The following is a 2,105-nucleotide window of genomic DNA, read 5'->3' as shown; positions in this document are numbered from 1 at the left end:
CCCACATCCCACACCCCTTTTAAACAGGATTTAGTATGACTTTAATTGACTCCTCTCCTCTCCCCCCGGCCGTCTATTTTATTGGTGCGGGACCCGGAGATCCGGAATTATTGACGGTAAAAGCCTATAAAATTCTCCAAAAAGCCGATGTTATCGTCTTTGCTGATTCCCTCGTCCCCAAACAGATTCTTGAGGACACTCCTAAAGATGCCGAGTTAATTCCCACCAGTAGCATCACCCTAGAGGAAATTATCCCTTTAATGATCGATCGCGTGCGTCGGGGTTTAGCGGTGGTGCGACTGCAATCGGGGGATTTAAGTCTCTATAGTGCCATCCAAGAACAAATTGAGCTTTTGACAGCAGCAGATATCCCCTTTCAGCTAATCCCCGGAATTAGTGCCTTTCAAGGATTAGCGGCCAAATTGGCCCTAGAATTAACGATTCCGGAATTAGTCCAGACAATTATTCTAACCCGGGTGGAAGGAAAAGCCTCTCCCATGCCAGAAAGTGAAGAATTAGCCTCTTTAGCCGCTCATAAAGCCAGTTTATGCCTATATTTAGCCGCCCGTCACGTTGACAAAGCCCAGGAAAAACTCCTACGATACTACCAGCCAGAGCAACAGGTGGCCGTTTGTTTCCGTCTCGGTTGGCCCGACGAAAAAATCTGGGTTGTCCCCCTATCAGAGATGGCCCAACTAACCCATCGGGAAAATCTAACTAGAACTACCCTTTATCTTATTAGTCCCGCTTTAAACCAGATTACAGGAACTCGATCGCAACTTTATCACCCGCAACATTCCCATCTTTTCCGTCCTCATCCCTAGATATTTTCTGGGAAATCTATCGAAAGAAACACTAGGTTTCTACCTCAAGTTAGATTTAAAGAGCGGCAGTTTTGTTTAAGATTATTTTAGGAGGTGGGACAATTTTAAAAGCTTTTAAAATCCTGCTAACAATCCATGCACAGCTGCCCTATATGTTCGGGAATTACCCTTCGTCACCTTGTGGCTAGTCGTGCCTACTGGTATTGTCCTCACTGTCGTCAGGAGGTCCCTAACTTCCTTAATTGCTTCATTTCTGCCAAAGTAAAGGTAGAGCGAGTTAGAGCAGAAAAAACAGTCTAGATTTTTAAGTTGGTAGATGGCAATAATATCTGTGGGATGGGTTAATTTTTAACCCACCCCACTTTATCTGTCTAGATATCCCGAGGATTGAGATGGCTCATTTCCCAAGTCACATAGGTACCGATCGGACTCCAGATCAGGTAAGGTAGGAGTAGGATACCCCCCCAAGAAGAAACAGGGAAAACCAAGAGCGCCAGAAGACAACCCAAGAAAAAACCCGTACCTCCGATAATCGTTCCCGCTTTGAGACTGCGTAGTTTACAGGTGACGGGAGTATAGGCAGTAATAGTCAATTCCACCAACAGATAAAAAGCCATCAAAAACCAGCGATTAGCCGGTTGAGCTTCCCAGACTAAATAAGCAGAAATTGCGCCACAAATATAGATAATTGTCCAGATAAGAGGGATTAATCTTTCAAAGGTTAACCAATCGGGACGACGCAAGCGCGCAAACCAACGTACATCGCGAGAATTGAGTAATCCCCCAGCTAACGCTACCAAAAATCCCACGACACCGATAAGCAACCAAGAGGGAATCATGATTTTTAGCTATCCTCCGCTAATTTTGGCTTTGTAACCCGATTCAATGAGAATTTGTAGTATTTTTTGGCGATTATCTCCTTGGATCTCAATGGTATTTTCTTTAACTGTACCACCCGTCCCGCAAGCAGTTTTTAACTGTTTTAATAATTTCGTCAGAGTTTCGGTTTGGCATTGAAAACCTGTAACTATGGTAACGGTTTTTCCCGCACGACCGGAGCGGGAGGTTTGTACTCGCAAATTCTGCTGATTTGGGGGTAATTCAGGAATGGAACGCTCAAAAGCTTGAGAATTACTTTGATCTCCAAATTCCTGATAGGCAATCCGGTTTTTTTCCTTTGATTTACTCATATAGCAGTTATCATAGTGGGTTTTGGTTGTGGGGAAGTGGGGAAGTGGGGTAGTAGGGAAGTAGGGAAGTGGGGAAGTGGGGAAGTGGGGA

At 44.7% G+C, this 2,105-nt stretch carries 3 protein-coding genes; 1 reads left to right on the top strand and 2 read right to left on the bottom strand.

From position 1 onward, the window contains the following. The first annotated feature begins 35 nt into the window (after positions 1-35). Positions 36-824, top strand: a complete 789-nt coding sequence (cobM, locus tag IQ234_RS20620; protein WP_193958443.1) for a precorrin-4 C(11)-methyltransferase — start codon at positions 36-38, stop codon at positions 822-824. Between the two features lie 371 nt (positions 825-1,195). On the opposite strand, the gene IQ234_RS20615 is transcribed toward cobM, so the two are convergent. Both IQ234_RS20615 and IQ234_RS20610 read right to left on the bottom strand, forming a co-directional pair. Further along, a complete protein-coding gene (locus IQ234_RS20615; protein WP_193958442.1) occupies positions 1,196-1,663 on the bottom strand; it encodes a TspO/MBR family protein in 468 nt (155 codons plus the stop codon). A gap of 9 nt (positions 1,664-1,672) precedes the next feature. Continuing rightward, positions 1,673-2,014 (bottom strand): translation initiation factor, encoded by a 342-nt coding sequence (locus IQ234_RS20610; protein ID WP_193958441.1) that lies wholly within the window; start codon positions 2,012-2,014, stop codon positions 1,673-1,675. Positions 2,015-2,105: the final 91 nt, after the last annotated feature.

This window comes from Microcystis aeruginosa LEGE 91341, from assembly GCF_015206885.1.
GTDB lineage: Bacteria > Cyanobacteriota > Cyanobacteriia > Cyanobacteriales > Microcystaceae > Microcystis > Microcystis aeruginosa_H.
Note: the sequence above shows the minus strand (reverse complement) of the source record. Positions and strands in the feature narration are given on the sequence as shown.

Excerpts from the sequence above, each read along its gene's own strand:
- cobM (WP_193958443.1), top strand. The coding sequence starts at position 36 with ATGACTTTAATTGACTCCTCTCCTCTCCCCCCGGCCGTCTATTTTATT.
- IQ234_RS20615 (WP_193958442.1), bottom strand. The coding sequence starts at position 1,663 with ATGATTCCCTCTTGGTTGCTTATCGGTGTCGTGGGATTTTTGGTAGCG.
- IQ234_RS20610 (WP_193958441.1), bottom strand. The coding sequence starts at position 2,014 with ATGAGTAAATCAAAGGAAAAAAACCGGATTGCCTATCAGGAATTTGGA.